The organism is Streptomyces sp. Y1 (assembly GCF_041053115.1).
Classification (GTDB): domain Bacteria; phylum Actinomycetota; class Actinomycetes; order Streptomycetales; family Streptomycetaceae; genus Kitasatospora; species Kitasatospora rubellomurina.
Genome location: NZ_CP163445.1, coordinates 1,724,482 through 1,749,596 on the forward strand (window position 1 = coordinate 1,724,482; position 25,115 = coordinate 1,749,596).

Consider the following 25,115-nt stretch of genomic DNA (forward strand, 5'->3'; position numbering starts at 1 on the left):
CGGAACTTCACCGTGCTACCCAACGCCATGTTGCAGTACCGACAGCTGTCCTACACCGCCCGCGGCCTGCTCGCGGACCTCCTCTCCCGCCCCGATGGCTGGCGGGAGGACGGCCGGCACATGGCCGACTCCAGCCCGCAGGGGCGCGGCGCGATCCGCAAGGCGCTGAGGGAGCTGACCGACGCGGGTTTCTACCGCGTCGAGAAGATCCGCCTGCCGGACGGCACTATCCGCACCGAGACCCACGTGTACGACACACCATGGTTCGCACCGGCTGCCACCCGTCCGGCGCCCGGTGCAGCGGCAACCGGCCGCGCTGACAGCCCTGTTGTAAAGAACCGGCACCAAGAAACCACCCTCCCCGCCAGTCCGGCCGATGACGCCGAGCCCGAGCAACGGGAGGAGGTCCGAGAAGCAGTGGCCACTCTGCTCCGCGTGATCCGCCCCGAACCCCGCCTGCGCCTGGGCCAGGCCGAAGCGCGCGAACTCGCGCCCCTGGTCGCCCAATGGCTCGCCCGCGGCAGTTCTCCGGCCGACCTGGCCCACGCCCTGCTGCCCGGCCTGCCCACCCCGATGCACTCGGCGACCGCCGTGCTCCGCCACCGCCTGGAGCACAAGATGCCGCCAGCCCGGCCCGCCGCACAGCCACCGGCCCGGTACGCCGAGTGCGCCAAGTGCCACGACCCCGTGCCCCGACCGGGCATCTGCCGCCCATGCGCGGGCGTGACACCCCGAACCCTCGCGGTCGGCACGGGGGCGGATGTGGCAGCCGCAGGTGCCGCCCGAGTCCGAACCGCCCTGCGCTCCGCCATCACCGGCACTCGGCCCGCACACGTCGCCGCCTGAAACACGCAGCCCCGGCGGCACGCGGCCAGGCCCGGGGCGGGCACCCGCCGGCAGGCGAGTGGGGGGTGGACGGTGGGGAACGGCGGTGGACCTACCCAACAGAGCAGCTGATGCGCGGGTGTTCACCCCGCAAAAGGCGGCTGCCGCGCAAACCATGCGGTTTGTGCGGCAGCGGTGGACGGTCGTCAGCCCCGAGCATGCCCGCTTGTCAGGCGGGCACACCGGGAAAGCTCCAAGATCCCCGACAGAGTCAAGCTGATGCGATGCGCTGACGGGCCTCGGCCGCATGCCCCCTTCTCACATGCATGCTGCTGCCCGTCTCGTAGCGCCAGTCCACGCACCGGCGAGCTGGGCGCGGAGGTGGGCCTGGCGGGCCTGGTGGTGCTGCCGCTCCAGCCGCCAGGCGCAGAGGTGGCAGGCCGCGAGTGTGACGGTCTCGCCTTCGACGGTGAGTGTGCCCAACTCGGCGACTTGGGTGACTTCCTCGCACTTGAAGCAGAACCCGGTCGTCCAGGCGAAGCGGAGTCGGAACTCGGCGGGCGGGTTCCGGTCACGTCGGAGTCTCATGTCCTGTCGCTCCAGCTCGACCGAGGTACGGGGAGAGGGCTGGAAGAGGTGACGTCGCGGCGGTGGATCTCGCGCTCGATGACGAAGGCGACCTCGGGCCACGGCAGGGCCATCGGTGAGGTGAGGCTCCAGAATCCGTGGCTCGCCCGGACCAGGGCGCTGACCCCGAGCGGTGCGGCGTCGGCGGGAACGCCGGCAAGGATACGACGGAGTATCCCGCCGGCCCCTCGTGCCGCAGGGGCGATGCCGTTACCGACGAGCAGCGTCGCGGTTCGAACGGCATCGAGCACGTTGGCGTCCATACCGGCTGTCCCGAAGCGGCCGAAGGCCAGCTCCCGCCACGGGCGACGGGTACGAGCCCAGGCCAGGCGCTCAAGGCCGGAGCCCAGGTCCACCGCCATGCAGCTGGGATCCGCAGCATTCCAGAGCAGGACGATGTCACCGATGGGAAGGTCCAGGTGCCGGAAGTGCACTGTGAGGCCGCGGACTTCGCGGCGTTGCCAGATGGCGTTGCGGCCATGGATGGTGAGGTGTCTGGCGTGGAGCCCGATGCCGGACAGCACTGTGAGCCAGTGATCGAGGATTTCGGTGAACTCGGCTATCCGAGTGACGGGTTCGATGCGCGATATGTTGACGAACGAGGTGAGGAACCCCTCCCTCAGAGCGCCGACATGGTCCCGCTCACCGGTCAGTCGGACAACCGGCTGGGGAAGGTAGCCACGGCGGAAGACGTACGGCTTGCCGTCTTTGAGGAGGGGGTCGAGCGCCTGGACGGCGGAGATCGTCAGCTCGGTGTCCCAGCCCCACCGCATGGGCAGCGGCCTCGCACGGGCGACGCCCGCCGCACGGAAGCCACTCTCCAACTGCTGTAGCAGACCAGCCCACTGGAGCGGTTGACTGGCCGGACGGTACGGCGTACCCCGGTCGCGGTGGCGGATCTCGAAGCGGCCATCGGCACCGTGCTCGAGGTCCCACTGCGTGCCGAGCCCGAGGCGCTCGTTCAAGAGATCGAGTGGCCTCGGCGGTGAGTCCGCGGTCAGCACGGCCTGGTCGCCAGAGCGCGGAAGTGCCGCTCGGGGTCGAACCGGCTCAGGCCTATGTCCTGTACGGTCGGCGCGTCCAGTTCCAGGCACCGCTCGATCGCTGTCGTAAGCGCCAAGGCCACGTCCTCGTCGTCGTGGTCAGGAACGACCCTGGCAACGGCTCCGGTGCTCTCACACAGAGCTGCCTCCGCACAGGTGCCGTCTCGCCAGCAGAGCGCGGCGACGGGCGTACCGGCACGCAGGGACTCCCCGAAAACGGCCGCGCCGGCCTCCACGTAGCTTCGTGAGCAGGTGTAGACGTAGACCGAGGCATCGGAAAACGCAGCCGTCTTGGCCGCCCCTCCGACTTCACCGACCCAGCTGACGTGATCAGCCGCGAAGAGTGCCTGGTGACGTCGCACGTAGTCGTTGTCGAAGACCGGTCCGACGATGCGTATCCGCCGACCAAGCAGTTGGGCCGCGCGCACCGCGAGGTGCGGCGACTTCTCCTCGTCGATCCGGCCGAGCCAGACGAGGTCGCGGCCGTGCCGGGCGGGAGGTTCGGCTTCACCGAGCCCGAGGTGGACCGCGTGCTCCAGCGCTGGTGCGTGGGTGGCGTACAGCCCCGCCATCTCGGGCGAGTAGCAGTAAAGCCGCGAGCGGTTCGCGTCGAAGGCGTCGGCGGCGTGCCGGAAGACCGGCGAGTGCTGGAAGGTCGCGACGTCGCAGTCGAGATCGGCCCAGACCCGGCGCCACCCGGGGAGCGACGGGTACTCGTGTCCGACCACGAGCAGGTCGTAGCCGGTGGAACGCAGGTCACGAGTCTGCCGGGTACCCGGCTGGAGGTCCTCCAGGCGGACCGGGCGCAACGCCCAGTTGTCTGCGAGGTCGGTCCTCCAGCCGGGGCCGAGGAGGTGTACGTCGGCACCTGCGGCTCGGGCGCCTTCCGCCACTGCCCAGAGCCAGCGTTCGATCCCGCCGTAGCCGACGGGCGGGAAGGTGTAGCTGCTGGGGAAGTCGCAGATGCCGACTAACACTTATGCCTCCGTTGTTCCGTCCGCCGAGATCCGGCGGAATCCGAGGTAGGGCACCAGGGCCTCGGGCAGGACGATGGAGCCGTCCTGCTGCTGGCACTGTTCGAGAAGGGCGGCCAGGGTGCGGCCGATGGGCAGTCCGGAGCCGTTGAGGGTGGCTACGGGCTTGGTCTTGCCGTGCTCGTCCCGGGTGCGGATGCCTGCGCGGCGAGCCTGGAAGGCGCCGCAGTCCGAGACGGAGGAGATCTCGCGGTAGGTCTGCTGGCTGGGCAGCCAGACCTCGATGTCGTAGGTGATCTGGGCGGAGAAGCCGAGGTCGCCGGCGGCGAGCTGGACGACCCGGTAGGCCAGTCCCAGCTCCTTGAGGCAGGCTTCGGCATGGCTGAGCATCTTCTCCAGCTCGGCCTGGGAGTCCTCGGGGTCGCAGATGCGGACCATCTCGACCTTGGAGAACTGGTGCTGGCGCAGAATGCCGCGGGTGTCGCGGCCATAGGAGCCAGCCTCCGAGCGGAAGCACGGGGTGTGCGCGGTGAGGGCCAGGGGGAGTTCGGCAGGCGGGATGATCTCGTCCGCGTAGAGGTTGGTAAGCGGGACCTCGGCTGTCGGGATCAGGAAGAGCTCGCGTTCCCCCATACCCGTGGCGAAGAGGTCCTCCTCGAACTTCGGGAGCTGGCCGGTGCCGGTCATGGTCTGCCGGGTGACGAGGTACGGGACGGCGTGCTCGACGTAGCCGTGCCGCTTGGTGTGCAGGTCCAGGAAGAGCGTCGCCAGGGCACGCTCGATGGCGGCGCCGGCACCGCGCGAGACGCTGAACCGGGAGCCGGAGAGCTTGCTGGCACGGGCGAAATCGAGGATGCCAAGGGCCTCGCCGAGGTCCACATGGTCCTTCGGCTCGAAGGAGAAGGACGGCGGCGTGCCGAAGCGACGGATCTCGACGGCGTGCTCGTCCGAGTCGCCCTCGGGGGTGCTGTCGAGCGGCAGGTTGGGAATGGTCAGTAGGAAGTCGCGCAACTCCTGCTGCACCTGCTCCTGCTCCACCTCGGCCGACCGGATCTCTTCCTTGAGCTCGCGGGCTCGGTCCTTCAGCATCTCGGTGTCACCGCCCTGGCGGGCCGCCTGCTGGACCTCCTGGGCGACCCGCTTCGACTCGGCCCGCAGCTCGTCCACGCGAGTGATGAGCTGGGATCGGCTGGACTGAAGAGACTCCAACGCAGAGAGATCCAGGGTGTAGCCGCGGCGGACGAGGCGGCGGACCGCCTCGGAGCCCATCTCGATGAGGGCGCGGGGATCATGCATGGGAGTTCGTCTCCTCCAGCTGGACAGATGGTCCATCGAAGGTAGCAAGCGTGCACTGGTCTTCTGGCCGCGATGACCATCCGCCCGCTGCGGCGGTCTCCTGTTCCTCCGCATCCAGGATTTCGAGCAGGGCCTTGATCAGGTTTTCGAGTTCGCCGTCCTCGATCCTGACCAGGTACAGGCAGGGCACCTCGTCGAAGAAGATCGGCATGGCCCGCCCGGGGGCGTCGCGCGAGGTCCGTCTGTGCCACCGCAACAGGGAGGCCAGCAGGCCGTGCGCGACGACAGTCCGAGGCGACGGCAGTTGGAGTGCGCTCCGGAGGCCGGCAAGCATTCTGCGGATGGCTTCGCGTTGGGACTCGGCGGCCCCGGGCGGGTTCTCCCATGGTCCGGCGGCGACGAGCCAGCGTGCGTACTCCGTGAAGAGGCCGCCTTCGAAGTGCCCGTAGTCGACTTCGTTGAGGGCGGGCTCGACCCTGACGGGCTGATCGGCATCGCCCATCAGCAGCCGGGCCGTCTCACCCGTCCGGGCGAACCCTGAGGCGAGCCAGATCTTCGGTTGAACGCCAGCGAGCACGCTGCTACCGGTCCGGCAGGCGACGCGTCCCGCCGGATCCAGTGAAAGATCGACAGTCGGGTCGCCGTTGACCCGGTGAGCCGCGCTGTAGTGGGTACTGGAATGGCGCAGGAGGTAGGTGGTCACGTCCGGCCGTCCTTCTCCGGCACCGTAGTGAGATCGAGGTCGCCCGCCAGCCCTGCGATCACCCGCTCCATCACGGAGGCGCGACGGTCCCCCACCTCGCGGTAGTAGAGGAGTCCGTCCACGCAAAGTGCGAGGCTCCAGTGCCGTAGCCGCCGCGGATCGAGGCCGGCGGTGGTGACGGCGATCTCGAAGCGGTCCCGGGTGTCGGCGCCCAGGTTGTAGTAGACGGTCCAGAACGCCCAGTCGAAGACCTCGTCGCCGACCATCGGCAGGGGGTCCGCCAGGACCGGCGCCCGTCGGTCGTCGAAGAGGACGTTCTCGCGGTAGACGTCCGCGTGCAGGACCGATGCCCGTGCCGCCTCTGGGTGCAGTCCGGTGACCAAGCGCTCGCCGAGCCTCGCCCAGTCGACCTCCCACTGGGGGCGTTGCGCCGCCAGGCGTCGGTGCACTCGCGGGACCAACTCGCATTCGAGGAAGTCGTGGAGGCTGGGAAGTGCTGCGGCGGCAGTGTTCGTGCCCCGGCCGAGGCGATGTAGTTGCCGCAGAGCGGCGGCCACCGCCTCGTACTCGTGCGTTTCCGGCCTGACGGATCCGCCGGGTACGGCTGCCACCATCTCGAGGGCGGCGACGCCGAGGTCGTCCGCGTGCTCGAGCACCCTGACGGCCGGCCCGGCAGACCAGATCCCCAGTGCGATCATCTCGTTGCGGTAGCGGTTGTGGTCGGGCCATGCCTTCAACAGGACCTCGCGCCCGCTGGTTCGCTCGCGCGCCACCATCAACAGGGAGGCGTGGCCAGCGTCGTGGTAGCTGTCGAGGGTCAACTGCCAGCGGCGTGCGGCTTCGTTGAAGACCTCAGGGGCGCGGGCCAACCACCCGTGCACCCCCGGACCGTAGTGCTCCCGGAGCCGCTGCCAAGCGCTGCGCGGGGGCAGGAGAGTGGGCGATCCGGTGTGCATCAGCTGAGCCGGACGCCGTGGTGGACCAGCTCGGCGGTGAGCTCCGGGAAGCCCCCGAGGGCCAGGGCGACCTGGGCCTGCACCTTCTCGATCTCCGGGTCCTCGGCCGCGAGCCGGACCAGGACCTTCCAGGGCTGGTCGAGCCGCTGGCCGGTCGCACTGACCAGGTGCACCTCAGCGTAGCTGCCGGTCTCGTCGTACAGGCGCTGGGCGAGCCGGGTGGCCGCGAGGTTGTAGAGCTTCCCGACGTGGTAGACGGGGTTTTTGCCGCTGGCCCCTTCCAGGTTCATCGGGCGGAGCGGGGTGATGAGGCCGTTTACCCGGTTTCCGCGGCCGACGACGCCTTCGTCACCCGACTCGATGGAGCTGCCGGTGTAGGTCAGGTAGAGCTCGTCCTTCTCGGGGACATCGCGGGCGTTGAGGAGGAAGGTGATCTCGACGCCGGGGAGGTGCTGCTTGGCGAACCGGGCGCACTCGGCCAGGATCTCCTCCTTGTTGGCGAGGTACGCGGCCCGGTCGGGCACGTGCTCGGACTTCTGCGGGACGCACAGGATGGCCTCGGCCTTGGCACCGTCGAAGTGCCCCATCAGCTTCACGTCGGAGCCGCACCAGGGGTTCGCCAGGGTGAACTCGCCTTCGCCGGAAAGGTGGTTGACGAGCGCGTGGGCGAACTGCTCGAACGGGGCCATCGGGGCCCAGCCGGTGCCGAGCGAGGTGTCGTTGGCGATCAGGGTGTGGCGCTCGCGCAGGTCGTCCACCGATCGGGGGGCGAACCAGCGCGAACGGTCGGTGCCGCTGTCGTCGGTGACCACTGCGCCGGGGCTGGGGTTGCTGGTGATGTTGAAGACCAGGTCGAGGTGGCCGGCGAGCTCGGGCAGCCGGTCGTGGAAGAAGGCCATGACGGCCTGCTCGACCAACTCCCGCACCGGGATGTCCTCGCCGCCGCAGGCGTACGCGGCCCGACCGTTGACCAGTACCTTCACCGGAGCCGTCATCCGGCCGGCGCCGTAGCGGACCTCGCAGGAGCCGCCGAGCAGGGCGAGCTTGTCGAAGTTGTGGTGGAGCACGGCGCCGAAGCGGTCGAGCGTGTAGCGGCTGTACGCGCGGGAGAGCTCCTCGGCCAGGTGGTCGGCGAGGGTGTCGGGGTGACCGAGTCCCTTGCGCTCCAGCAGGACGAGGTCGCTGGGGAGTGGACGCCCGGTCTCGATGGTGATGCTGCTGTTCTGCACGGTCGTGCTGACTCGCGGCATTGCGATCTCCTCTTCCGTCTGTCCGACTACGGTGGGGCAGGCACGCGCCTTCGTCGCGCGCTGATGTGCCGAACACCTGCACCCCAGACCCGTAGCGGTGTGTAATGGGCGCTGAGCGCTCGGAGACATTCAGCCCTGCCGGTGAGCCGCCCGACCAGTACCGGCAATCCGACAGCGACCGCTGTCCACAAGAGACGCCCTGGGGGATCACATGCCGCGACCACTCAAGCCTCTGGACCCCACTCGCTCCGCGGCCCACTGGTTCGGCGCAGAACTTCAGTACTGGCGGAAGCTCAGGGGGCTGAGCCAGGACAGGCTTGGGCAGTTGGTCCACTTGAGTGGGGACCTGATCAGCAAGATCGAGCGGGCGGAACGGCCCTGCAAGCTTCACCACGCCCAGGCGTTAGACGCGGTCCTGGAAACCGGCGGAGTGCTCGCGCGAAGCGTCGTGCTGGCCGAGGCTGAATTGGACAACCGCTCAGGGGTAATGGACAAACAGCGCAATGGGGCCGTCAAGCCTCCCCGAGGGAAGGTGCGCGGGGGCACGCTGGAAATGCCACCGCCAGCCTTCGAGTGGAATGAGTCCGACCCCGTGGAACGACGCAACTTCCTTGCCGTGACGAGTGCAGCTATTGCCGGCAGCCCTCTGGCCCAGCTCCTGACCTCCACCTCGGCCACCGCAGTACCCGCAGTGGTTCGGCCCGCCGACGTCGAGCAGATCCGCACCGCAGCGACCACACTGCGCAGCTGGGACAACCTCTACGGCGGCGCCGGCGTCGTCCGTGACACGGCGCTCGCCCAACTGCGCTGGGCCGCCGGTCTCCTGAACAGTCGCTGCCCCACTCCGCTGCGCGCTGAACTGTTCGGAGCCGTCAGCCGTCTGGCGACTGTGGTCGGCGCATCGGCCTTCGATGCCTTCGCCCACGAAGACGCCCACCGGCTCTTTGCCTTCGCCACGTCGTGCGCCGAGGAAGTGGACAATTGGCCTCTACGCGCCATCTCGTACAATCTCCGCTCCCGCCAGGCCATCTGGCGTGGAGACCCCGACGCCGGTCTCACCTTCGCCGAGCTCGGCCTGGCCCGCGCCGACCGGCTCTCCCCCGCGGAGCAGTCCATGCTCCACAACGCCCGCGCGCGGGCCCTGGCAAAAATGGGCCGAGCCCAGCAGACCCTGGCCGCGATCGGGGCGTCCGACGACTCGTTCACCTCGATCACCCCGGCCGCCGAGGGGCCGTGGATGGCGTACTACGACGGCGCCCAACACCACGGCGACACCGGCCACGCCCTGTTCGACCTCGCCCTCGCCGGCCATCCGCCGCAGGAAGCCCTCCGGCGACTCCAGGCAGCGGTCGACGGCCACGACGACGGATTCGCCAGATCTCGCGCGTTCTCCCGAACCAAGCTCGCCACGCTCCAGATGGCTGCCGGTGACCCTGAGCAGGCGTTGGCCGAGGGCCGGAGCGCCCTCGCGGAGGTCAGCGACCTCCGCTCGCTGCGTGCCAACCACGAGCTGGCTGAACTCGGTCGGGTCGCCCATCGCCACCGCAGCCTCGGCGACATTCGGGACCTGCGGGAACAGATCACCGCTACGGTGGCAGCGTGAGCAACATCGAGGACTCCCATTCCCTACTGCTCAAGGCGTGTGCGACGGTCGGACTGTCCGCAGCGGGAGCCGAACCGATCAGGATCGGGGAGAACGCGCTGTGGCGATTGCCGCTGGGGGTCGTGGCTCGCATCAGCCGCCCCGGGCAGTCGGCTGCCGCCGGGCGCGAACTGGCGGTCGCACGTTGGCTGCGCGACTGCGGGGTTCCTGCGGTTCGCCCTCTCGAGCACCTGCGGGAGCCGGTGGATGTCGACAATAGCCCCGTGACCTTCTGGCACGAGCTGCCCCCGCACCGGCCAGGAACCGCTGCCGACATCGCGCCGCTCCTGCGGCGTGTCCACGAACTTGCCGTTCCAGAATTCCCGTTGGGCCAGCTTGACCCGTTCGTTCGGCTGGCCGTCAGGATCGACGGCGCCGCCACCCTCGACGACACGCAGCGGCAGTGGTTGCGCGACCGCTTGGCAGAGCTCCAGGCAGCGTGGCTGAGCCTCCCGCCGGGCCTGCCTGCGAGCGTCATTCACGGTGATGCGTGGGGCGGCAACGTGGCAGTCACACCGACCACCACCTACCTGCTCGACTTCGAACGAACCTCCCTGGGACCTCCCGAGTGGGACCTCACTGCTACCGCCGTCGGCTACCGCACCTTCGGAACCGTTTCGGACAGCGACTACACCGCCTTCTGCCGGGCATACGGTGCCGACGTGACGACCTGGGCCGGCTACCCGGTCCTGCGGAGCATTCGCGAGCTCCGGGTCACCTGCTTCACTCTCCAGCACGCGGCGGCCGATCCGGCTCGACACCGGGCGGAAGCCCACTACCGTCTCTCCTGCTTGCAGGGGCAGAACGGTCCACGCCCGTGGGGCTGGACAGCTGTCAGCTGAAATGTCGTTCAGAAGCAATTCCCAAACCGGGAGATACAGCTACTGATCGAACAGCCGCAGGTGCCGCCCGAGTCCGAACCGCCCTGCGCTCCGCCATCACCCGCAGCCGGCCTGCACACGTCGCAGCCTGAAACACCCAGCCCCGGCGGCACGCGGCCAGGCCCGGGGCGGGCACCCGCCGGCAGGCGGGTGGGGGGTGGACGGTGGGGAACGGCGGTGGACCTACCCAACGGAGCAGCTGATGCGCGGGTGTTCACCCCCGCACAGCACCGCTGCCGCGCGAACCGTGCGGTTCGCGCGGCAGCGGTGCCGGTGTCAGGCGGCCTTGCCCGCGTGCCAGGTGCGGCCGATGGTCTTCACCAGGTTCGGCGTCACGAAGACCCGGCGGATCGGCAGGATCGCCGGCATGTAGACCTTGCCGAGCGTGCCGTTCGGCTTGGCGAGGACGGCCATCTGGGCGTGGTGGCGGCCGTTGCCGTCGTCGACCCAGCCGATGTGCATCACGGCGTGCACGGTCTGGTTGACGACCTCGGTGACCCACTCGTCCTTCGTCTGGTACACCGACTTCATCGGCACCGTCCTCAGGTCCGGCCCGCGGGTGCCGTTCAGCAGGTCCTCCGCCAGCCGCGCGCGCAGCGAGGGCTTGCGCGAGCTGACGCCCTGCTCCGCGGTGTCCCAGCCCATGACCTTGCCGAGCTTCCAGCGGATCGCGAACAGCAGCCGGTAGGCCGCCGACGGGTGGAAGTCGGTCCCGTCGCCGCTGAACTGCCGGACGAGGCGGTCCAGGTCGTCCGGGCCACCGGGGGTGTCCAGGTCCCAGACGTCCTCGATGTCGAAATCCGCGATGTACTCGTGGATCCGCCAGGGCCGATCCGTGAACGCGGTGTTCGGGATCCTCATTCCTGCCTCATCTCTCGTGGAACGCAACCGCGTTGTGCGCGATTGTCCTGCTTCGTCAACCTACCCGCGGCTCATCGGGCGGCGGCCGCGGCCTTCGCCCGGCGGGGGTGGAAGACCATGCGGGCGCCGTCCTTGGGGATGTTGACGACGGTACGGCTGTGCGCGGGCACCGCCTCGGCGCCGACGCGCCGGACGTCGGTGGTGGTCAGGATCTCGGTGAGGGTGGCCTTCAGCTCCATCAGGGCGATCCGGTCGCCGAGGCAGCGGGTGTGGCCGCCGCCGAACGGGATCCAGGTGTGCGAGGCGGGCTTGACGCCGAGGAAGCGCTCGGGCTTGAACGCGTCCGGGTCCGGGTAGTTGTGCTCGTCCCGGTTGAGCAGGTAGGCGCTGGCCCACAGCCGGTCGCCGGGCGCGTAGCGCACGCCGCCGAGCTCGACGGGCTTGACCACCTCGCGGGGCACGATCTGCTGGATCGGCGGGCCGAGCCGCAGCACCTCGTGCACGACGGCGGTCAGGTACTCGTCGCCGTCGCCGTCCGCCATCTCGGCGCGCAGCTTCTCGACCACCTGGGGGTGGCGGGTGAGGAACTCCAGCGCCCAGCAGATCGCCGAGGCGGTGGTCTCGGTGCCGGCCAGGAACTGGGTCATGATCTCGTCGCGCATCTCGGTGACGCTCGGCGGGTTGCCGTCCTCGTCGCGGATGCCGAGCATCACGCCGAGCAGGTCGTCGCCCTCGGCGCCGGAGCGCCGGCGCTCCTCGATCGCCGCGTTCACCATCGCGTGCACCCGGTCGCGGCGGACCAGGAACTCGTTGACGCCGTTGGGCCGGAACAGCCGCATCCGGCGCAGCTTCGCCGGCGGCAGCAGGTGGAACGGCTTCATGGTGGACGGCTTGGAGTTGAAGGTCAGCATCTTCATGACCTCCGCGTACATCGCCGCCTCGTTGGAGGGGCGGTGCTCACCGAAGAGGACCTCCATGATGACCTTGACGGTGTAGGCGTGCGCGAAGGGGTGCGTCGCCACGGCCTTGTCGCGCGGCCAGGACGCCACGTGCTCCTTCGCCAGCCGGTACACGGCCTGCTCGACGCGCTTCATCGCGTCGCCGCGGAAGGCCGGCATGACGGCGCGGCGGCGGCTGGTGTGCTCCGCCTCGTCCAGCCAGGCCAGGCCGTTGCGGCCGGTCCACTTCTCGATCGGGGTGTTGCTGGAGCCGGTGTGCAGGACGTCCCGGGGGGCCAGGAACATCTGCTTGACGTCCTCCGGCGCCGATATCACGTACAGCGGCACGCCGGGGATGATGGTGACCCGGAAGCGGCTGCCGTACTTGGCGCGGCAGCTCTTCAGGTACGGCTCGGGGCGGGCCCAGATGCTCAGCACCTGCCGCATCCGGTGCATCTCCACCGCGGGCAGCGCGGAGGAGGGGACGACGGCCTGGGCGGCCGGCGCGGAGTGGTCGACGGGGCACTTGCCCCCGGAGGCGGCCGCCGCGTCGTGCGTGTTGCTCGAGTGGTCCATGGTCCTCGGTTTCCTTAGCTCGTTAGCTCGTTGCCGCTCGGGACAGCTGCTCTGGCTGGTGCTCCCCGCCCGGGGCGGCCGGGGCGGGTGGGGTGGTCGGGGTGGTCGGGCCGATCGCGAACAGGGCGAGCCCGCTGACGAGGCTGGCGCCGGCCATGATCAGGAACGCGGTGCGGTAGGTGGCGACGCCCGGGTGGCCGGTCAGCACGGCCGAGACCACGGCGACGCCGAGCGCCATGCCGATCTGCCGGGACATCGACGCCATGCCGGTGCCGGTGGCGACCCGCTCGGGCGGCAGCGCCAGGGTGGACGCGGCGGCCAGCGCCGGCAGGATCACGCCGAAGCCGATGCCGCCGACGATCCCGCCGGGCAGGAAGGTGCCGGTGAAGTCCGGCGTGCCGTCCACGGCGAACGCCCACCACAGGCCGCCCGCCGCGAACAGGCCGGCGCCGACCGCGCCGACCAGGTGCGCGCCGTACCGGACGGCCAGGATGCCGCTGGGCACCGCGAACAGGGTGGCGGCGATCGGGCCCGGCGCGATCTCCAGGGCGCCGCGCAGGGTGGTGTGCCGCCAGATCTGGGTCAGGAACAGGATGGTGGACAGCGCCATCGCGCCGACGCCCATGAAGAAGAATCCGGTGGCGACGTTGCCGAGGGCGACCTTGCGGATCCGCAGCAGGGCCGGCTCGATGACCGGCGCCGGGTGGCGGCGGGCCCGGTGCACGGTCAGCACCAGGCCGAGCACGCCGACCGCCGACAGGCCGATCACCTGCGCGCTGGTCCACCCCCAGGCCTGGCCCTGGGAGATGGTGCCGACGATCGCGCCGACCGACACCGCGAGCAGGCCGATGCCGAGCAGGTCCGGGCGGGGCCCGTCCTCGGTGCCGGAGCGGGTCAGCGACCAGCCGCCGAGCAGCAGCGCCACCGCCCCGAGGGGCAGGTTGACGACGAACACCCAGCGCCAGTCGACCTCGGCCAGCAGGCCGCCCAGCGGCAGCGCGGCGGCGGAGCCGACCCCGCCGACCGCCGTCCACAGCCCGACCGCGACGCCCCGCTTCCGCGGCGGGAACAGCCCGAGCAGCAGGCTCATCGAGCTGGGCGCCATCAGCGCCGCGCCGACGCCCTGCAGGGCCCGGGTGGCGATCAGCACCCCGAGGTCCGGCGCCGCCGCGCAGCCGGCGGACGCGGCGGTGAACACCCCGAGGCCGAGCAGGAAGACCTGCTTGGTCCCGGAGCGGTCCGCCCAGCGCCCGCTCGGCAGCAGCAGCGCGGCGTAGGTGATCGCGTAGGCGCTCATCACCCAGGACAGCCCGGTCAGGCTGGCCGAGGGGAAGGACTCCTCCAGCCGGGGGAAGGCGATGTTGACGATCAGCATGTCCACCGCGGAGACGAACACCCCGACCAGGATCACCGCGATGGCCAGGCCGCGGCGCAGGCCCGCACTACTTCTCATGCCTCGATCCACTTCTCGATCGCCTCGGCGGTGGCGGCGGCCTCGGCCTCGATGAGGGCGAGGTGGTCGGCGGCGACCTCGACGAGGTCGTCGGCGTCCTCCCAGCGCGGGGCGTCCGCCGCCGTCGCGCCGCCGAGCGGCCGGGCCGCCCGGACGAGCAGGGTGCGGGCGGCCGGTGCCGGCCGCGGGCCGGCGAACAGCGGCAGGTAGCCGCCCATGGCCAGCCAGTTGGCGTCGTCGACGAGGACGTCGCGCCGCTCCCGCAGGAGGATCCCGGCGAGCATGGCGGCGAACGCGCGCTCCGCCCGCTCCGGGTCGTCGTCCGGTGCCGGGGTGTCGATCATGGCGACCCCGGCGAGCGCGGCGCCGCCGGCCTCCAGCCGGCCGGCCAGCGACCGGGCGACGGCGCCGCCCATCGAGTAGCCGACCAGGACGAACGGGTCGTCGCCGACGGCCGCGCGGACCGCGCCCGCCATGGCCTCCTCGACGGCCTCCCGGGAGCCCGGGTTGAGCTCCGTCCCGAAGCCCGGCAGGGCGCACACCAGTACGTCCCGCACGCCCTCGAACCGCTCGGCCAGGCGCACGAACTGCTCCTGGCCGGAGCCGACCACGTACACGTAGGACGGCACGCAGACCACCTTCACCCGGCCGGGGCCGGCCGCCAGGCGCACCAACGCGCCGCCCCGGTCGGGCAGTTCGGCGGCCGAGCCGAAGACCGGACGGGCCGCGGCGGCGTCCAGCAGCCGGCGTAGCGACGCCGGCAGCTCCCCCGCCTCGGCGGCCCGCCGCAGCCGGGCGCCGATCGTGTCCCCTGCCGCTGACTGCGGCTGCTCCGCCCCTTCGGAGCCGGCCAGCTTGAGCAGCTGGCGGGCGATCTCCGCCGGGGTGGGGTGCTCGAAGACGAACGAGACGGGCAGGCTCAGGCCGGTGGCCTGGGAGAGCCGGTTGCGCAGCCCGACCGCGCTCATCGAGTCCAGGCCGAGCTCCTTGAGCTTGCGCTCGACGTCGATGCTGTCGTCGGCGCCGTGCCCGAGCACCGCCACGACCTGCGCGGTGACCAGCTCCAGCACGACCTGCTCGCGGTCCGCGTCCGGCACCTCGGCCAGCCGCTGGGCCAGCGACCCGCCGGCCGCCTCACGCTTGGCCGGGAGCCGGACCAGGCCGCGCAGCAGCGCCGGCAGGGTCCGCTCGCGGGCCCGCGCCCGCAGTTCGGCCGGGTCCAGCTGGACGGGCGCCAGCAGGGCGGCGTCCGCGGCGAGGGCCTGGTCGAACAGCTCCCCCGCGCGCTCGGCCGTCAGCCCGGTGGTGCCGGCCGGCACCGCCTCGCCGGGCCGGGGGCCCCAGGCCAGCACGGTGCCGGGCAGCCCGGCCGCGCGGCGGGTGCGCACCAGCGCCTCCAGGGCGGCGGGGTGCGCCTGCGGCCGCTCGCCCAGCAGGGCGGCGAAGGAGGAGGACACCACGAAGGCGGCCAGGTCGGCGTCGGCGGTCAGCTCGTGCAGCCGCCAGGCCGACTCCAGCGGCTCCTCGCCGGCCTGGACGACCGCGCGCAGCGGCCGCTTCAGGGACTCCAGCACGGCGGGCAACCGCTCGGGCGCCGGCGCCTCGACCCGCACCCGCGCGCCCAGCTGCGCCAGCTCCTCGACCAGCCCGTCCGCCGCACCGCTGCCGTCGATCAGCAGCAGGTCCCGGACGCCGTGCCGGGCGGCCAGGTGCCGGGCCAGCGTCGCGGCCGTGCCCTCGCCGCCGCCGGTGACCAGCACGGTGCCGTCCAGGTCGGTCAGCGCCGTCCGCCCGGCCGGCCCGGCCGGGGCCGCGGTCAGCCGGGGCGCCAGGGCCTGCCCGCCGCGCACGGCGAGCTGCGGCTCGTCGGCCCCGAGCAGCGCGCCCCACTCGGGCTCGACGCCGCCGTCCAGGTCGACCAGCAGGAAGCGGCCCGGGTGCGCGGACTGCGCGGCGCGCAGCGCGCCCCACGCGGCGGCCCGCGCGGGCTCGGGGGCCTCCGCCCCGACGACCGCGACCGCGCGGCGGGCCGTCACCACCAGCACGGCCTCGCCGAGGCGCTCCTGCGCCAGCCAGTGCCGGACCAGCTCCTCGGCCTGCCCGGCGGCGTCGCGCACGGCGGCCGGGCCGTCCCCGGCGGGGGTGTCGAGCACGGTCAGCACGGCCTGCGGCACGGCGGCCCCGCCGTCCACGGCCTGGGCGAGCCCGGCCAGGTCGGCGTAGCGGTCGAGCACGCCCGGGGCGGCCTGGCCGAGTGCGGCCAGCCGGACGGGCTTGGCGGCGGCGAGCGCCACCGGGGCCCAGTCGACCCGGTACAGCGAGCTCTGGCCGCGCCGCAGTTCCTCCAGGTGGGCCGGGTCGGCGTCGTGCAGGACGACGCGGCCCGCGGAGAGCACGGGCATGCCGTCCTCGCCGAAGACGTCCAGCCGCAGGGTGTCGCCGTCCGCGATGACCCGCACCAGGCCGCGGGCGGCGCCGGTCTGGACCAGGCGCACGCCGTTCCAGGCGACCGGCAGCTTCGGGGCGCCCTGGGCGGCGAAGGCCGACTGGCCGACGTGCAGGGCGGCCTCGAACAGCGCCGGGTGGATGCCGAAGCCCTCGGCGCCGACCTCCTCGGGCAGCGCCAGGTCGGCGTACAGCTCGGCGCCGGAGCGCCAGGCCGCCCGTACTCCGTGCAGCGCCGGGCCGCAGTCCAGGCCGAGCTCGGCCAGGGCCGCGTACAGCCCGTCCACCGGCAGCGACTCGGCGCCGGCGGGCGGCCAGGTGCCGACCAGGACGGCGGCGGGCTCGGTGTCCTCGGGCGCGAGCCAGCCCGTGCAGTGCCGGGTCGACTCGGCGCGCTGGTCGCCGTCCGGGCGGGTGTGGACGGTCACCGGCCGGCGGCCGTCCGCCGCCGGGGCGCCCACGATGGCCTGCACCTGGAGCGCGGCGCCGTCCGGCACCAGCAGCGGCGCCTCGAACACCAGCTCGTCGAGCAGCGGCGCGCCGACGCTGCGGCCGGCGGCCAGCGCCAGCTCGACCAGCGTGGTGCTGGGCGCGACCGGCAGGTCGAAGGCGACGTGGTCGCGCAGCCACGGCTGCGTCTCCTGCGACAGGCGGCCGGTGAGCACCCACTGCTCCCGGTCGGCGAGTTGCAGGGCCACCGCCAGGACGGGGTGCCCGACTCGGCCGAGGCCGGAGGCGGACGGGTCGCCGGCGGCCGGGCGCGGGTTCGGCCAGTAGCGCTTGTGCTGGAAGGCGTAGGTCGGCAGTTCGACCCGGCGGGCGCCGGACTCGGCGAAGCAGACGGCCCAGTCGACCTTCACCCCGGCGGTGTGCGCCTCGGCGAGGGAGAACAGGAACCGCTTCAGGCCGCCCTCGTCCCGGCGCAGCGATCCGACCACCTTGACCCGGCGGGCGGCGCCGCAGGCCTCGGCGGTGTCCTCGACGGCCATGGTCAGCACGGGGTGCGGGGACATCTCCAGGAAGCAGCCGGTGCCGCCGTCGATCAGCGCGCGGACGGCCGGCTCGAAGCCGACCTGGCCGCGCAGGTTGGCGTACCAGTACGCGGCGTCCATCGTCGCCGTGTCGAGGTAGCCGCCGACCGCCGTCGAGTAGAACGGCACCCGGCCGCTGGTCGGCTCGACCGGCGCGAGGGCGGTGAGCAGCTCGGCCTCGATCGCCTCCACCTGGGCGGAGTGCGAGGCGTAGTCCACCTTGACCTTGCGGGCCCGGATGCCGTCGCGCTCGCAGGCCTCGAACACCTCGTCCAGCGCGGCGACTTCACCCGCGACGACCACGGCGGCCGGGCCGTTGACGGCGGCGACGGAGAGCCGGCCCGCGTACGGCGCCAGCAGTTCCTCGACGCGCTCCACCGGCAGCGCCACCGACATCATGCCGCCCAGGCCCGCGAGCTTGTCGCGCACCAACTGGCTGCGCACCGCCACGATCCGGGCCGCGTCGCGCAGCGACAGGCCACCCGCGACGTACGCCGCCGCGATCTCACCCTGCGAGTGCCCGACGACCGCCGCGGGCTCGACGCCGTAGGAGCGCCACAGCGCCGCGAGCGACACCATGACGGAGAACAGGGCCGGCTGGACCACGTCCACCCGCTCGAACGACGGCGCACCCTCCTTGCCGCGCAGCACGTCCTCCAAGTTCCAGTCCACGAACTCGGCCAACGCCTCGCCACAGGCCGCGATCTCCGCCGCGAACACCGGCGCCGTGTCCAGCAGTTCGACGGCCATGCCGACCCACTGCGCGCCCTGGCCGGGGAACACGAACACCGGCTTGACGGCCGAGGAGGCCGCCCGTCCGGTGGCCGTGCGCTCGGTCACCTCGCCGACCGCGAAGGCGGCGAGCTCGGCGGCCAGGTCGTCCCGCTCGGCGGCGACCAGCACCGCCTGGTACTCCAGCCGGGCCCGGGTGGTCAGTTGGGAGTACCCGAGGTCGAGGACGGAGAGCCCGGGGTTCTCCAGCAGGTGCCGGCGCAGCCGCTCGGCCTGGGCGCGCAGCGCCGCCCCGGTCCGGGCGGAGAGCAGCACCGGCACGGCCGGGGCGGTCCGCGCCGCGGGCTCGACGGCCCGCAGGTCGGCGGGGGCCTCCTCGACGATGATGTGCGCGTTGGTGCCGCTGACGCCGAAGGACGACACGCCCGCCCGGCGCGGGCGCTCGCCCGCGGGCCACGGCCGGGCCTCGGTCAGCAGCTCGACCTCGCCGGTCTGCCACTCGATGTGCGGGGACGGCGCGTCGACGTGCAGCGTCTGCGGCAGCACCTCGTGGCGCATCGCCATGACCATCTTGATCAGGCCGGCGACGCCGGAGGCACCCGAGGTGTGCCCGATGTTGGACTTGATCGAGCCGAGCCACAGCGGCTCGCCGTCGCGCTCCTGGCCGTAGGTGGCCAGCAGGGCGTGCGCCTCGATCGGGTCGCCGAGCACGGTGCCGGTGCCGTGGCCCTCGACGGCGTCCACCTCGCCCGCCGACAGCCCGGCGTTGGCGAGCGCCTGCCGGATCACCCGCTCCTGCGAGGGGCCGTTGGGCGCGGTGAGGCCGTTGCTGGCGCCGTCCTGGTTGATCGCGGTGCCCCGGATCAGGCCGAGGATGCGGCGGCCGTTGCGGCGCGCGTCCGACAGCCGCTCCAGCACGACCAGGCCGAGGCCGTCCGAGAAGCCGGTGCCGCTGGCGGAGGCCGCGTAGGCGCGGCAGCGGCCGTCGCCCGAGACGGCCTGCTGGCGGCTGAACTCGGTCATGATGACCGGCGTGGTCATGAAGGTCACGCCGCCGGCGAGGGCCAGCGAGCACTCGCCGCCCCGCAGCGCCTGCGCGGCGAGGTGCAGGGCGACGCCGGAGGAGGAGCAGGCCGTCTCCACCGAGAGGGCCGGGCCCTCCAGGCCGAGGGTGTAGGCGATCCGGCCGGAGGCGACGCTGGTCATGGTGCCGGTCAGCCGGTAGCCCTCGTACTCCTCGGGCACGTTGACCGAGTAGTCGGCGCCGGTGATGCCGACGAACACACCGGTGTCGCTGCCGCGCAGCGAGGTCGGGTCGATGCCCGCGTGCTCCAGGGTCTCCCAGGAGGTCTCCAGCAGCAGGCGCTGCTGGGGGTCCATGGCGACGGCCTCGCGCGGGCTGATGCCGAAGAAGTCGGCGTCGAAGTCGCCGATGCCGTTGACGAAGCCGCCGGCGCGGGAGGTGCTGGTGCCGAGCTCGGCCGCATCGCCGTAGAGCTTCGTCAGGTCCCAGCCGCGGTCGGTCGGGAACGGGCCGACCACGTCGCGGCCCTCGGCGACGACCCGCCACAGGTCCTCGGCGGAGGCGATGCCGCCGGGGTAGCGGCAGCCGATGCCGACGATGGCCAGCGGCTCGTCGACCGAGCCCTGCCGCTTCTGCGCGACCGGGGCGGCGGTGTCCGTGGTGCCGTCCGCCTGCGCGAGCAGCAGCCGGGCGACGGCCTGCGGCGTCGGGTGGTCGAACACGACGGTCGCGGGCAGCGGCACGCCGGTGCTCTGCGCCAGCCGGTTGCGCAGCTCGACGGCCATCACCGAGTCGAAGCCGAGCTCCTTGAACGCCCGGTCGCCGTCCACCTCGTCGGCGGAGTCGTGGCCGAGCACGGACGCGACCTGCGCCCGCACCAGGTCGAGCACCGCGCCCAGCCGCTCGGCCTCCGGCACCTCGGCCAGCCGCAGCGCCAGCGTGCGGCCGGAGGCCGAGCGCCGGGCCGGCACCCGGACGAGGCCGCGCAGCAGGGCGGGCAGCAGCCCGGCCCGGGCCTGCTCGCGCAGGACGGCCGGGTCCAGCTCGACCGGGGCCAGCAGCGGCTCGGCGGCGGCCAGGGCGCGGTCGAACAGGTCCAGGGCCGTCGCGGCGGTCAGCGGCCGGATACCGGCCTGGGCGACCAGCGCCGCGTCGGCCGAGCCGGCGTCGGCGGCGCCCCGGCCGTCCGCCCAGAAGCCCCAGGCGAGCGCGGTGCCGGGCAGGCCGGCCGCGCGGCGGGCGGCGGCGAGAGCGGTCAACGCCGCATCCGCGGCGGAGCGGGCGGCCTGGCCGGGGATGCCGGCCAGGCCCTCGAAGGCGGAGCAGAGCACGAACGCGGCCAGGTCCGCGCCGGCGGTCAGCTCGTGCAGGTGCCGGGCCGGCTCGACGGTGGCGCGCAGCACCGCCGCCAGGCGGTCGGGGCTCAGCGTCTCGACCAGGCCCGCCTCGGGCGCGCCGGCGGCGTGCACGACGGCGGTCAGCGGATGCTCCAACCCGGCGACGACGGTGGCCAGTTGGTCCCGGTCGGCGAGGTCGCAGGGCGCGACGCGCAGCCGGTCGCCGAGCGGCGCCAGCTCGGCGGCCAGCGCGTCGGCGTGCTCCGGGGCGACGGCCAGCACCAGGTGCCGGGCGTCGTGGCGGGCGATCAGGTGCTCGGCGAAGCGGGCCCCGAAGTCGCCGGTGACCAGGACGGTGCCGTCCGGGTCGAGCTCCCGCGCGCCGTCCGCCGCGGCGGAGGCGGAGAGCCGGGCGAGGCGGGGAGCGAGCGCCTTGCCGGCGCGGACGGCCAGCTGCGGCTCGTCCGGGCCGAGCAGCGCGGCCCACTCCGGTTCGGCGCCGCCGTCCAGGTCCACCAGCAGGAAGCGGCCCGGGTGCTCGGACTGCGCGGCGCGCACCAGGCCCCACACCGCGGCCTGCGCGGCGTCGGGGGCCTCGCCGCCGACAGCGGCGGCCGCGCGGGTGGCCACGACCAGCGTCGCCGCGTCCAGCGGCCCCGCGGCCGTCCAGTCCCGCACCAGCGCCAGTGCCTCGGCCGGGGTGTCGAGCGCGGCCAGCACGGCCTGCGGGGCGGGCGCGCCCGCCGCGACGGCCTGCCGCAGCGCCGTCAGGTCGGCGTGCCGGTCGGACAGGCCCGGGGCGGCGTCGCCCAGCGCGGCCAGCCGGGCCGGCTTGGCCGCGGGGACCTGCACGGGCACCCAGTCCAGCCGGAACAGCGGGGCCGGGCCCCGGCGCGAACGCCCGAAGCGGGCCGGGTCGGCCGCCCGCACGGCGATCCGGTCCACGTGCACGACCGAGACGCCGTCCGCGTCGAACAGGTCCAGCCGCAGCAGGCCCTCGCCCACCGGGGCGAGCCGCGCCCGCACCCGGGAGAAGCCCTCACCGGCCAGCCGCACGCCCGACCAGGACACCGCCGAGGACAGCGCCTCGGCGCCCGGCCGGTGGGTGACGTGCAGCGCCGACTCCAGCAGGGTCGGGTGAACGGCGAAGCTTCCGGGCTCGGCGCCGTCCGGCAGGCCGAGCTCGGCGAACACCTCGCCGCCGCTGCGCCACGCCGACTGCGCGCACTGCATCAACGGGCCGCAGTCCAGGCCGAGTTCGGCCAGCGACGCGTACAGCTCGTCGACCGACACCTGCTCGGCGCCGGCCGGCGGCCACTCGCCGCCCAGCCGGGCCGCCCGGCGGTCGGAGTCGACCGCCAGGCGGCCGCGGGCGTGGCAGACCGCCTCGGCGGCCTGGTCCTCGCCGGAGTCCGGCCGCGAGTAGACCGCCACCTCGCGGCGGCCCTCGGCGTCGGCCTGGCCGAGCGTCACCTGCACGCGGGCGGCGGCGTCTTCGCCGAACACCAGCGGGGCGTCCAGGCTCAGCTCCTCGACCACGGCGCAGCCGACGTGGCGGCCGGCCGACAGCACCAGCTCCACCAGCGCCGCGCCCGGCAGGGCGACCGTGCCGAACAGTGCGTGGTCGTTGGCCCACGGCTGCCCCTGCGCGGAGACCCGGCCGGTGAACACCCACTCGTCGCGGTCGCCGACCTGCACGGCCGCCGCCAGCACCGGGTGCTCCACCCGGCCGAGGCCGACCGCCGAGGCGTCGGCGAGGCCGGTGGCGTCCAGCCAGTAGTGCTTGCGCTGGAAGGCGTAGGTGGGCAGGTCGACGGCCCGGGCGCCGGTGAACGCCGCCTGCCAGTCGACCTTCACGCCGGCGGCGTGGGCCCGGCCCAGGGACAGCAGGAAGCGCGGCAGGCCGCCCTCGTCCCGCTTCAGCGAACCCACCACCGAGACCAGGCCGTTGGCCTCGGCCGCCTCGACGGCGTCCTCCACGGCCATGGTCAGCACCGGGTGCGGGGACATCTCCAGGAAGCAGCCGGTGCCTTCGGCGATCAGCGCGCGGATGGCGGGCTCGAAGCCGACCTGGCCGCGCAGGTTCCGGTACCAGTAGTCGGCGTCCATCGTGGTGGTGTCGATGAACTCGCCGACGACGGTGGAGTAGAACGGCACCCGGCCGGCGAGCGGGGCCACCGGGGCGAGGACCTTGCGGAGGTCGGCCTCGATGATCTCGACCTGCTGCGAGTGCGAGGCGTAGTCGACCTTGACCTTGCGGGCGCGGACGCCGTCGCGCTCGCAGGCCTCGAACACCTCGTCCAGCGCGGTGACTTCACCGGCGACGACGACGGCGGCGGGGCCGTTGACGGCGGCGACGGAGAGCCGGCCCGCGTACGGCGCCAGCAGTTCCTCGACGCGGTCGACGGGCAGGGCGACGGACATCATGCCGCCCAGGCCCGCGAGCTTGTCGCGCACCAACTGGCTTCGTACCGCGACGATCCGGGCCGCGTCGCGCAGCGACAGGCCGCCCGCGACGTACGCCGCCGCGATCTCGCCCTGCGAGTGCCCGACGACCGCCGCGGGCTCGACCCCGTAGGAGCGCCACAGCGCCGCCAGCGACACCATCACCGCGAACAGCGCCGGCTGGACGACGTCCACCCGCTCGAACGACGGGGCGCCCTCCCTGCTGCGGAGGACGTCTTCGAGGTTCCAGTCCACGAACTCGGCCAGCGCCTCGCCGCACGCGGCGATCTCCGCCGCGAACACCGGCGCCGAGTCCAGCAGTTCGACGGCCATGCCGACCCACTGCGCGCCCTGGCCCGGGAACACGAACACCGGCTTCACCGTGCCACCGGCCGAACGCCCCTCCACCACCAGCGGCGAGGGCTCGCCCAGCGACAGAGCCGCCAGACCCGCCAGCAACTGCTCACGATCAGCGGCCGCCACCACACCCCGGTGCTCCAACTGCGCCCGCGTCGTCGCCGCCGAGAACCCCACATCGGCGAGCGACAGCTCCGGCCGCGCCAGCAGATGCGCCCGCAGCCGCTCCGCCTGCGCCCGCACCGCCGCCGCACTGCGACCCGACACCGGCACCGCCACCGCCGGAGCGACCGGAGCCGGCTCGGCCACCGGGGCTTCCTCCGCCGCCGGCGCCTCCTCCAGGATCACGTGCGTGTTCGTCCCGCTGACGCCGAACGAGGACACCGCCGCACGCCGCGGCCGCCCGTCCACGACCGGCCACTCCCGCGCCTCGGTCAGCAGCTCCACCCGGCCCGAGGTCCAGTCGATGTGCGGCGAGGGCTCGTCGACGTGCAGCGTTGCGGGCAGCACGCCGTTGCGCATCGCCATCACCATCTTGATGACGCCCGCCACACCGGCGGCCATGGAGGTGTGGCCGATGTTGGACTTGATCGAGCCGAGCCACAGCGGCTCGCCCTCGCGCTCGCGCCCGTACGTCGCCAGCAGCGCGTGCGCCTCGATCGGGTCGCCGAGCACCGTGCCGGTGCCGTGGCCCTCAACGGCGTCCACGTCGTCCGCCGACAGCCCCGCGTTGGCGAGCGCCGCCCGGATCACCCGCTCCTGCGAGGGGCCGTTGGGCGCCGTGAGGCCGTTGCTCGCGCCGTCCTGGTTGACGGCCGTGCCGCGGATCAGGCCGAGGATGCGGCGGCCGTTGCGCTTGGCGTCGGACAGCCGCTCCAGCACGACCAGGCCGAGGCCGTCCGCGAAGCCGGTGCCGTCCGCCGAGGACGCGTACGCCTTGCAGCGCCCGTCCGGCGACACGGCCTGCTGCTTGCTGAACTCGGCCAGCATGAACGGGCCGGACATCACGGTGACGCCGCCGACCAGGGCCATCGAGCACTCGTTGGCGCGCAGCGCCTGCACGGCCATGTGCAGGGCGACCGAGGAGGAGGAGCAGGCGGTGTCGACGGACACCGCCGGGCCCTCCAGGCCGAACACGTACGAGATGCGGCCCGAGGACACGCTCGCCGCGCCGCCGGTCAGCTGCAGGCCCTCGATCTGCGGCAGGCTGCCGGCGGGCATCGCGCAGTAGTCGCTGGTGCCGACGCCGCAGAAGACGCCGGTGTTGCTGCCGCGCAGCGAGGTCGGGTCGATGCCGGCGTGCTCGAACGCCTCCCAGGAGGCTTCGAGCAGCAGGCGCTGCTGCGGGTCCATGGCCAGCGCCTCGCGGGGCGAGATCCCGAAGAAGTCGGCGTCGAACTCGCCGACGTCCTCCAGGAAGCCGCCGCCGCTGGTGGACACGGTGCCGGGGCGGCTCATGGTCGGGTCGTAGATCCGCTCGACGTCCCAACCGCGGTCGGTGGGCAGGCCGGTGACGGCGTCACGGCCGGCGGCCACGAGCTCCCACAGCTGCTCGGGGGTGGTGACCCCGCCCGGGTAGCGGCAGCTCATGCCGACGATCGCCAGCGGTTCGCTGGCCTGGGCGAGGATCTGCTTGTTCAGCTGGCGGAGCCGGTCGGTCTCCTTGAGGGACTTCCTCAGCGCTTCTATGAGCTGGTTCTGATCGGTGGCCATTCTCTA

Annotated in this window: 14 protein-coding genes; 3 read left to right on the forward strand and 11 right to left on the reverse strand. The window is 73.0% G+C overall.

All coding sequences use genetic code 11. The features are described 5' to 3' along the window. Positions 1-27: 27 nt before the first annotated feature. Entirely contained in the window at positions 28-846 is an 819-nt protein-coding gene (locus tag AB2U05_RS07320; RefSeq protein ID WP_369182793.1) for a hypothetical protein, read from the forward strand. A 297-nt stretch (positions 847-1,143) separates the two neighbouring features. On the opposite strand, the gene AB2U05_RS07325 is transcribed toward AB2U05_RS07320, so the two are convergent. From AB2U05_RS07325 to AB2U05_RS07355, 7 genes are all read right to left on the reverse strand, one after another. Then, complete coding sequence (locus AB2U05_RS07325; RefSeq protein ID WP_369182794.1) at positions 1,144-1,413, reverse strand: hypothetical protein; 270 nt, start codon at positions 1,411-1,413, stop codon at positions 1,144-1,146. After that, a complete protein-coding gene (locus AB2U05_RS07330; RefSeq protein ID WP_369182795.1) occupies positions 1,410-2,417 on the reverse strand; it encodes a hypothetical protein in 1,008 nt (335 codons plus the stop codon). Before AB2U05_RS07330 ends, AB2U05_RS07325 begins: the two co-directional genes overlap by 4 nt. 32 nt (positions 2,418-2,449) lie before the next feature. Then, entirely contained in the window at positions 2,450-3,472 is a 1,023-nt protein-coding gene (locus AB2U05_RS07335) for a glycosyltransferase (protein ID WP_369182796.1), read from the reverse strand. Continuing rightward, positions 3,473-4,765, reverse strand: coding sequence for a serine--tRNA ligase (gene serS, locus AB2U05_RS07340; protein WP_369182797.1), 1,293 nt, complete (start codon positions 4,763-4,765; stop codon positions 3,473-3,475). It abuts the gene before it with no gap. Continuing rightward, positions 4,758-5,468 carry a histidine phosphatase family protein gene (locus AB2U05_RS07345; RefSeq protein ID WP_369182798.1) on the reverse strand — a complete coding sequence of 237 codons (711 nt, stop codon included), beginning with the start codon at positions 5,466-5,468 and terminating at the stop codon, positions 4,758-4,760. Before AB2U05_RS07345 ends, serS begins: the two co-directional genes overlap by 8 nt. Further along, the gene (locus tag AB2U05_RS07350; protein ID WP_369182799.1) at positions 5,465-6,349 is read right to left on the reverse strand and encodes an aminoglycoside phosphotransferase family protein; all 885 of its coding nucleotides are present in this window, start codon (positions 6,347-6,349) and stop codon (positions 5,465-5,467) included. Before AB2U05_RS07350 ends, AB2U05_RS07345 begins: the two co-directional genes overlap by 4 nt. A 74-nt stretch (positions 6,350-6,423) precedes the next feature. Then, positions 6,424-7,674 carry a methionine adenosyltransferase gene (locus AB2U05_RS07355; RefSeq protein ID WP_369182800.1) on the reverse strand — a complete coding sequence of 417 codons (1,251 nt, stop codon included), beginning with the start codon at positions 7,672-7,674 and terminating at the stop codon, positions 6,424-6,426. 211 nt (positions 7,675-7,885) lie between these two features. On the opposite strand from AB2U05_RS07355, the gene AB2U05_RS07360 reads away from it, so the two are divergent. Then, positions 7,886-9,277 carry a helix-turn-helix domain-containing protein gene (locus AB2U05_RS07360; RefSeq protein WP_369182801.1) on the forward strand — a complete coding sequence of 464 codons (1,392 nt, stop codon included), beginning with the start codon at positions 7,886-7,888 and terminating at the stop codon, positions 9,275-9,277. Continuing rightward, a complete protein-coding gene (locus AB2U05_RS07365) occupies positions 9,274-10,158 on the forward strand; it encodes a phosphotransferase family protein (protein WP_369182802.1) in 885 nt (294 codons plus the stop codon). Before AB2U05_RS07360 ends, AB2U05_RS07365 begins: the two co-directional genes overlap by 4 nt. 315 nt (positions 10,159-10,473) lie before the next feature. Here the strand turns inward: AB2U05_RS07365 and AB2U05_RS07370 are convergent, their stop codons facing one another. The 4 genes from AB2U05_RS07370 to AB2U05_RS07385 form a co-directional block, all read right to left on the reverse strand. Continuing rightward, positions 10,474-11,058, reverse strand: coding sequence for a DUF2867 domain-containing protein (locus tag AB2U05_RS07370; protein WP_045704048.1), 585 nt, complete (start codon positions 11,056-11,058; stop codon positions 10,474-10,476). A 71-nt stretch (positions 11,059-11,129) separates the two neighbouring features. Continuing rightward, positions 11,130-12,572 carry a cytochrome P450 gene (locus AB2U05_RS07375; protein ID WP_369182803.1) on the reverse strand — a complete coding sequence of 481 codons (1,443 nt, stop codon included), beginning with the start codon at positions 12,570-12,572 and terminating at the stop codon, positions 11,130-11,132. A gap of 22 nt (positions 12,573-12,594) precedes the next feature. Beyond that, the gene (locus AB2U05_RS07380) at positions 12,595-14,025 is read right to left on the reverse strand and encodes an MFS transporter (protein WP_369182804.1); all 1,431 of its coding nucleotides are present in this window, start codon (positions 14,023-14,025) and stop codon (positions 12,595-12,597) included. Further along, entirely contained in the window at positions 14,022-25,109 is an 11,088-nt protein-coding gene (locus AB2U05_RS07385) for an alpha/beta fold hydrolase (RefSeq protein ID WP_369182805.1), read from the reverse strand. The genes AB2U05_RS07380 and AB2U05_RS07385 overlap by 4 nt, the downstream gene beginning before the upstream one ends. Positions 25,110-25,115: the final 6 nt, after the last annotated feature.

Excerpts from the sequence above, each read along its gene's own strand:
- AB2U05_RS07320 (WP_369182793.1), top strand. The coding sequence starts at position 28 with ATGTTGCAGTACCGACAGCTGTCCTACACCGCCCGCGGCCTGCTCGCG.
- AB2U05_RS07325 (WP_369182794.1), bottom strand. The coding sequence starts at position 1,413 with ATGAGACTCCGACGTGACCGGAACCCGCCCGCCGAGTTCCGACTCCGC.
- serS (WP_369182797.1), bottom strand. The coding sequence starts at position 4,765 with ATGCATGATCCCCGCGCCCTCATCGAGATGGGCTCCGAGGCGGTCCGC.
- AB2U05_RS07355 (WP_369182800.1), bottom strand. The coding sequence starts at position 7,674 with ATGCCGCGAGTCAGCACGACCGTGCAGAACAGCAGCATCACCATCGAG.
- AB2U05_RS07360 (WP_369182801.1), top strand. The coding sequence starts at position 7,886 with ATGCCGCGACCACTCAAGCCTCTGGACCCCACTCGCTCCGCGGCCCAC.
- AB2U05_RS07370 (WP_045704048.1), bottom strand. The coding sequence starts at position 11,058 with ATGAGGATCCCGAACACCGCGTTCACGGATCGGCCCTGGCGGATCCAC.
- AB2U05_RS07375 (WP_369182803.1), bottom strand. The coding sequence starts at position 12,572 with ATGGACCACTCGAGCAACACGCACGACGCGGCGGCCGCCTCCGGGGGC.
- AB2U05_RS07380 (WP_369182804.1), bottom strand. The coding sequence starts at position 14,025 with ATGAGAAGTAGTGCGGGCCTGCGCCGCGGCCTGGCCATCGCGGTGATC.
- AB2U05_RS07385 (WP_369182805.1), bottom strand. The coding sequence starts at position 25,109 with ATGGCCACCGATCAGAACCAGCTCATAGAAGCGCTGAGGAAGTCCCTC.